Source organism: Bradyrhizobium sp. Ses1 (assembly GCF_059512365.1).
The window spans coordinates 1-6774 of record NZ_JCAMOQ010000117.1; the positions used below are offsets into that span (position 1 = coordinate 1).

A 6774-nucleotide genomic window follows, 5' to 3' on the forward strand; every position below is an offset into this window, starting at 1 on the left:
CTCGAAAATCGGAATCCAGTAGACGCTGGTCGATTCCATGACGACGGTCTCGACGCCGCATTCCGTAAACCAATCGACCAGCCGATGCAGATCGGCCGTGAAGGTACCGAAGCTGTGAACTGGCTCCGGTGCGCGATCTGCCCTGACGGCCGCCATATGCATGGTGGCGCCAACGTCGATGGCAGCCGCGTTCGGGTGCACCATGGGCATCTTACCGCCGTCCTTCGACTTCGATCTTTTGGCATTCATCTGTAGCTCCTCCTGACTCCGGCGCAAGGGCTGGGCTGCGCAATTTATTCAAATTCCTAAACGGGATCGCCGAGATGGCGTCACCACTCTCAAGTGCGCAACAGCCCATGGACCAGGTTTTTTGACGGGGTCACGTGCCACCAAAATCATATCGGCCGCTCCCTTCCGGCCGCAGTCTAGCGGTTACCCGTTTCTATCCCACAGGGGGCGCGCAGCGCCGCGCTCAGTTTTTTAGAAGGAGCGCTCAGCAAGGCCGGCCTGCTGAGCGCAAAGCGATGATCGACCGTGCACACGAACTGCCGATCAGCAGGCAAGCGGACGCTCTGAACATCAGCCGGGGCAGCGTCTATTACCTGCCGCGGCCGGTGTCGGCGGCCGACCTCGCGCTCATGCAGCGCCTCGACCGGCTGCACCTGGAGTATCCCTTCGCCGGCTCGCGTATGTTGCGAGGCCTGTTGGCTTTGCAGGGGTGCAAGATCGGCCGCCGGCATGTCAAAACGCTGATGCGGCGGATGGGGATAGAAGCGCTCTATCGCCGTCCACGGACGACAAAGCCCGAGCCGGGCCACAAGATATACCCGTACCTGCTGCGCGGGATGGAGATCACGCGGCCGAACCAGGTGTGGGCGATGGACATCACCTACATCCCGATGGCGCGCGGCTTCGTCTATTTGGCGGTTGTGCTCGACTGGTTCAGCCGCCGCGTGCTGTCGTGGCGCATATCGATCACCATGGAGGCGGCGTTCTGTGTCGAGACGCTTCAGGATGCCCTGGCGCGTCACGGCACGCCGGACGTCTTCAACACCGATCAGGGCTCGCAGTTCAGCGGACAGGCTTTTACCGGCGTGCTCGCCGACAACGGCATTGCGATCAGCATGGACGGCAAGGGAGCCTGGCGGGACAACGTGTTTGTCGAACGGCTATGGCGCAGCGTCAAATACGAGGAGGTGTATCTGCTGGCCTGTGACAGCGTCAGCGAGGCGCGCAACTCGATCGGCCGATATCTCGGCTTTTATAACGGCAGACGTCCCCATTCGAGTCTTGACGGCCGCACGCCGGATCAAGCCTACTTCACCCCGCCGCCACTCCGCCTGGCGGCCTAACCTCGGCAGACGCTCCACTTATGGACGCGGAGATTCTGTTCAGACAATCGGGACCAGCTCAATGCGAACCATTCATGTCCGCAAGCCGAGATGGGGCAGTGCCACTGCAACACAGCAATGACGATCAGAATCAAACATGGAGGAGAGAAATTGAGGATCTGCTCCCTCTTGGCTTCCACAGGGTATTACCGAACGCGCCCCCTACTGGCTGGACGGCTGCGTCCGCTGCGACTTTGGCGCTGCCCGCCTATTCCACCGTCACCGATTTCGCGAGATTGCGTGGCTGATCGACGTCCGTTCCCATCAGCGCAGCCGTATGGTAGGCCAAAAGCTGCACCGGAATGGCATAGACTATGGGCGTAAAGGTTGCAGCCATGTCCGGCAGCACAATGGTCATGAGCAAATCCACCGCAGCTTTCGACGCCCCTGTCGCATCGCTCATCAGGATGATGTTGCCACCACGAGCGGCGACTTCCTGCATGTTCGAGACGGTTTTTTCGAAAACCCGGTCGTAAGGAGCGATCACCACCACCGGCAAGTTCTCGTCGATCAACGCAATCGGGCCGTGCTTGAGCTCGCCGGCAGCGTAGCCCTCGGCGTAGATATACGAGATCTCCTTCAGCTTCAGCGCGCCCTCCAACGCCAAGGGGAACGAGGTGCCGCGGCCGAGATAGAGCACAGCGCGCGATTTGGCGATGTCGCGCGCGAGGTTCTCGATCTGCGGCTCGATCGCGAGCGCCGCGGCGATCAGCCGCGGAATTTCGATCAGCTCACTGACGAGCTTGATTTCATCGATGTCGGACAATTCTCCGCGCCCTTTGCCTGCGGCGACTGCGAGGGCCGCCATCACCATCAGCTGGCAGGTGAACGCTTTGGTCGAGGCGACGCCGATTTCGGGCCCGGCCAGTGTCGCCGCCACACTTTCGCTCTCGCGCGCAATCGTCGATGTCGGCACGTTGACCACGGCCACTGTATGCAGACCCTGCGCCTTGGCATAGCGCAACGCGGCCAGCGTGTCGGCGGTCTCGCCGGACTGCGAGATGACGATCGCGAGATCCCCCTTGCGCAAAGGCGCCTCACGGTAGCGGAGTTCGGAGGCGACATCGATCTCGACCGGCATACGCGCCAACCGCTCGAACCAGTACTTGGCGACGTGACCGGCATAGCTTGCGGTGCCGCAAGCTGTGATCGAGATGCGCCGAATGTCGTTGAAGTCGAATGGCAGTTCGAACGGCAGCGCGATGCGCTTGGCGGCGATATCGACATAACGCGCCAGCGTCTGCCCGACGACTTCCGGCTGTTCGTGAATTTCCTTGGCCATGAAGTGGCGATAATTCGCCTTGTCAACCAGGAGCGATGACGCGCCGGGCTTGAGCGTTTCCCGATGGACGACGGCGCCATTCGAATCATAGATAAGGGCGATCGTGCGGCTAAGCACCGCCCAGTCGCCGTCTTCAAGATAGGTGATTGTATCGGTGAAGGGCGCCAGCGCGATGGCATCCGATCCCAAATACATTTCGCCCTCGCCATGCCCGATCGCAAGCGGCGAGCCCTTGCGCGCGCCGATCATGAGATCTTTGTGACCTTTGAACAGGAATGCCAGCGCGAACGCGCCGCGCAGCCGCGGCAGCGACGCTTTCACTGCGTCCTGCGGCGAGTAGCCATTCTTTAGATAGGATTCGACAAGATGCGCCACCACCTCGGTGTCGGTCTCGGAGGCAAAGCTAGCGCCATTCTGCTCTAGCTCAGTCCGCAGCTCGCGGAAATTCTCGATGATCCCGTTATGAACGACCGCGACATTGTCCGTCGCATGCGGATGGGCATTGCTCTCGGTCGGCTTGCCATGGGTGGCCCAGCGCGTATGACCGATACCGATATGACCTGACAACGGACCGCCACTTAGCCGCGCCTCGAGATTTTTCAACTTGCCCTTGGCGCGCCGGCGCTCGAGATAGTCGCCTTCAAGCGTCGCGACGCCTGCGGAGTCGTAGCCGCGATATTCCAGCCGTTTGAGAGACTCGATCAGGTGCTCCGCGACTGGACCACACCCCAAGATGCCGACAATCCCGCACATGCCGATCAATGCTCCCCAGCTTCAAGGAAATCATCTTCAAAACCGCAGAAATCTCTTAGCCAAATTCACTCGTTTGAAGATACTCAATACTCATTGCAGATAGCGACATCGTTAGCGGCTCCTCTGTCGGGATTCGCTGTCGGGCAATTAGTCTCGCCCCACGCACAAGCGCGAGCTAGGTCTTAGAAGTTTCAGCCAACATCGATTCGCCCAGCCGCAGCGCGGCGCTGGCGAGCACGATCGAATCCCAGTAGGAAGCCGCAGCAAGCACAGCAAACGAACTGAGGGTTTCGAGGTGAGCCGAATAGTCAGGCGTAAGTCCTTGGTCCCGTGCGACAGCGAGCCATTGCGCAAACAGACTCTTCGTCCGGTCGCGAAGATAGCAGTCGTAGTCGCAATAGGGCTGCTGCGTGGAGATATCTCGCAGGTAGCCTGCTCCTAGGGATCGACGACACTCGCGGCAGATCGACGGACCGCACGGCGTCCTGCGATAGAACTTCATGATTATCGGTCAGCCCGTCCTAGTTCCTGCGGCGGGAGCCATCAAGGACGCTCCGGCCCGATTCTCGAGGAGACTAAAGCTATTGCGATTGGTAGCTCAATTGTACGTACGTAAGCCTTCGATATTGAAAGGGTTTGGAGAACTATACCAACGTATGTAATCTGCCCTTCCCCACTGGTCAGCAGTCCACGCTTGCGCGGCCAACTTGCGCGATCGCGTTAGCGAAAGCAGTTGCCATGAATACCCTCGCGCACTTTTCCCCGCCACCTAGGCTGCGGGATCTGTTCTGGAGTTGAACGCCAGGTTGGTCTTGGGAGGTTGTTCTTCGGAGGTTGTTCTTGGGCTGGCAAGGCATCTCGATACAGAAGGATCGATGGTTTGGGAGTTAAGACGATAGCACCTCAGAAGGGACCAGCACTTCGATGCTGCGCAGAACGCCAGGACGGCGCCTGATGAGGCCCGCGCGTTCGAGGGGCGACACCACCGCGAAGTGCCCTTGCATCGATTTAATCGAAGATATCTGGTCGGAGCGCCCGCCGAGCAATTGACGCGGTCGGTATGCGAAAAACCCCGTGCGATGCTGCCCTCGAGACCACACTCGGATTCGCCTTGGTGATCGAATTGACCGAGATCAATGACGGCCGCGCTGGGCTTCCATTGAACCGAAGGCGATGCTTCAGGCTACTCTGAAGGAGTGCGGCCTGGAATTGCATCCCACCAGAACAAGGAGGCGACGGCATGCTCTGTAGCAAATATGCTTTGAGCGCGTTCGGGAAGAAAATGCGTCTGCCAGACCGCTCGCACCGTTCGTGATTCGGAGGAGTCGGATGATCACGCCCGTTCGACGGAATTGGAGTCCCAAAGAATTGTTCAGTGATCTGACCACGGCGATGTTCACCGCCGAGCCATCAGTTGTGCGCGCACGCTGGAACAAGTTGTGGCCAGAATTGTATACTGAGTACGACGCGAGGCATCTGAAAAAGGAATTGTCCATCCGCGACTTGATCGTTACCGAGGAAGCTGCGGCATTCTTTGATGCCTGGGCGACGGACGAGGCGCGTCACACCGAGGGGCTTATCCAAATTATGGAGCTCGTCGCTGATGGATCCGAAAGGGATCTTTGGGAGAGATTGGACGCTCGATCACACAATTTCTGTGCCATCAATGAATACCTGAAAGAGGAATTCTCTGTGCTGGTTATGATCCCTTTTGATGAAATGTGCACCTGCCACGCCTATGCTGCGGATAAGGATTTTTATGCTGGACTTGGGAGTAATAGATTCGTTCGTTGGCTGAGAGAAGTGATTGCCGACGAGGCAGTTCACTTGATGAACGCGGTTAACGTTATCCGGGCCCGGTACTCCGATCGCGTGCACGAAGTCCGTGCAATCCTCGACGGCCTAACCAGCCGTGTCTTCGATGAGTCGAACTATGGCGGCACCTTCGTTCTGGATTACTTCGGCGAGAAGTACACGAAGCAGATGCTAACCAACTGCCGCGCCAAAATTCTGAGAAATGTTGCGAAGCCGCTCACGACCGCAGAGCGACACGGACCGAACACGTCGGCCGAGTTTATCTCAACGCCGTGGGGGATTCCGGCGCCGAGCGCCCAGCCTGCTCTTTCGGCTCGTACATGAGGCGGCCGCGCAGCGAAGCAACAAGGTCAAATGAACGGGGTCGCTTCAGGTGTCGATGGATTGATTGTTGTGCTGTTTCAGGCTTCCACATCGCTGAGTTCAATCTACCCAAAATTCCGCCAGAGCTCGGATCAGCGACCGTTGGCCTCTAGCGCAGGCCGCACTTGACATGCTCTGTGCTTACACCCGTCGCTCATGCTGTGCCTCTCCGAATAGCGGATTGGGATCCCGGCTTGCCGGACAGCGTGCCGAGATGGGCCTGATCGACCGGAATGTGTTGACTGCAGGCGAACACGCAATCAAAGAGACCGTCGTCCTGTCGACGATCTTTCGTGTGCGGATTTGTTTATCACGATCGCGACGCGACACCGTCATCGACCGTTTTCTGCTTCTTCCCGCTCCGGACGGAGGGAGCCGATGAAGGTCTGCGTCACCTATCTCGAGATGACCAACGCGTCGAAGGCACCGAGGGTTTCACCGCCCGAGCTAGCTGTGTCGATCAGCAGAGAGCGACTCGCGGTGAAAGACTACCTGCAGCTGTTCCGTTTAGTCGGAGATCGTGTTCAATGGGACCTCCCCACCACAGCTCCTGAGGCTGAGGTGGCACAGCTCATCGGCGGGCTGGACGTGATCATCCTTGTGTTGCGCGTCTGCGGCATTGCCCGGGGTCTATGCGAGTTCCGCCAACGGTCCCACCGCGAACTGGAGCTCCTGCATTTCGGGATCGATGTCCAGCTGGAGGGAAGAGGGCTTGGGCGTTACTTTCTATCGGAATGCCTCAGAATGGCATGGGCTGGCCGGCCAAGCCGGATCTGGCTTCACACAGACGAGTACGATAGTCCGAAGGCGCTGCCCTTGTACTTGTCCGCTGGTTTCTCGGTATTCGACAAGCGATATGAGGAGGTCACGGACTAGTGAGCGGAGCTCGCGGTTGGCTTGCATGGGGGGACCCCATCGCTGAGAAAAGCTACATCCAAGCATGCCATCGCGAGTAGCAAGTTGGCCTGATTTGGCTGAGGGGCCTTCGCGCAGGGCGGTCGCTCCGGCGATCAAGGCTCGGCACCGACAACGCCGACGGCACCACGATGGTTGCCGCTAGTACCCACTTTTCTTGGATCGTGAGTCGTGATTGAAGATATGGATGATACCCGAAGCAAGAGAAGTCCACCTTTCGCGGAAAGATCGCAAGGTGCTTGAGGCGTGCTGTCG

The 6774-nt window shown here is 58.9% G+C and carries 4 protein-coding genes and 2 pseudogenes; 3 read left to right on the forward strand and 3 right to left on the reverse strand.

What is annotated here, in order from left to right:
• A pseudogene (locus AC5ZG5_RS45305) lies at nt 1-249 on the reverse strand (IS110 family transposase); the annotation flags it as partial.
• A 227-nt stretch (nt 250-476) separates the two neighbouring features.
• Between AC5ZG5_RS45305 and AC5ZG5_RS45310 the strand changes: the two are divergent.
• Nucleotides 477-1352, forward strand: a pseudogene (locus tag AC5ZG5_RS45310) (IS3 family transposase); the annotation flags it as partial.
• A gap of 247 nt (nt 1353-1599) precedes the next feature.
• On the opposite strand, the gene glmS reads toward AC5ZG5_RS45310, so the two are convergent.
• Nucleotides 1600-3426, reverse strand: coding sequence for a glutamine--fructose-6-phosphate transaminase (isomerizing) (glmS, locus tag AC5ZG5_RS45315; RefSeq protein WP_456647087.1), 1827 nt, complete (start codon nt 3424-3426; stop codon nt 1600-1602).
• A gap of 175 nt (nt 3427-3601) precedes the next feature.
• Entirely contained in the window at nt 3602-3928 is a 327-nt protein-coding gene (locus AC5ZG5_RS45320; RefSeq protein ID WP_456647086.1) for a hypothetical protein, read from the reverse strand.
• An 827-nt stretch (nt 3929-4755) separates the two neighbouring features.
• On the opposite strand from AC5ZG5_RS45320, the gene AC5ZG5_RS45325 reads away from it, so the two are divergent.
• On the forward strand, nt 4756-5565 hold the full coding sequence (locus AC5ZG5_RS45325; protein WP_456647085.1) for a hypothetical protein: 810 nt from the start codon (nt 4756-4758) through the stop codon (nt 5563-5565).
• A gap of 417 nt (nt 5566-5982) precedes the next feature.
• Nucleotides 5983-6480: a GNAT family N-acetyltransferase gene (locus AC5ZG5_RS45330; protein WP_456647084.1), complete on the forward strand. Its 498-nt coding sequence runs from the start codon at nt 5983-5985 to the stop codon at nt 6478-6480.
• Nucleotides 6481-6774: the final 294 nt, after the last annotated feature.

Coding starts and splice junctions, on each gene's coding strand:
- AC5ZG5_RS45320 (WP_456647086.1), bottom strand. CDS start 3,928: ATGAAGTTCTATCGCAGGACGCCGTGCGGTCCGTCGATCTGCCGCGAG.
- glmS (WP_456647087.1), bottom strand. CDS start 3,426: ATGTGCGGGATTGTCGGCATCTTGGGGTGTGGTCCAGTCGCGGAGCAC.
- AC5ZG5_RS45325 (WP_456647085.1), top strand. CDS start 4,756: ATGATCACGCCCGTTCGACGGAATTGGAGTCCCAAAGAATTGTTCAGT.
- AC5ZG5_RS45330 (WP_456647084.1), top strand. CDS start 5,983: ATGAAGGTCTGCGTCACCTATCTCGAGATGACCAACGCGTCGAAGGCA.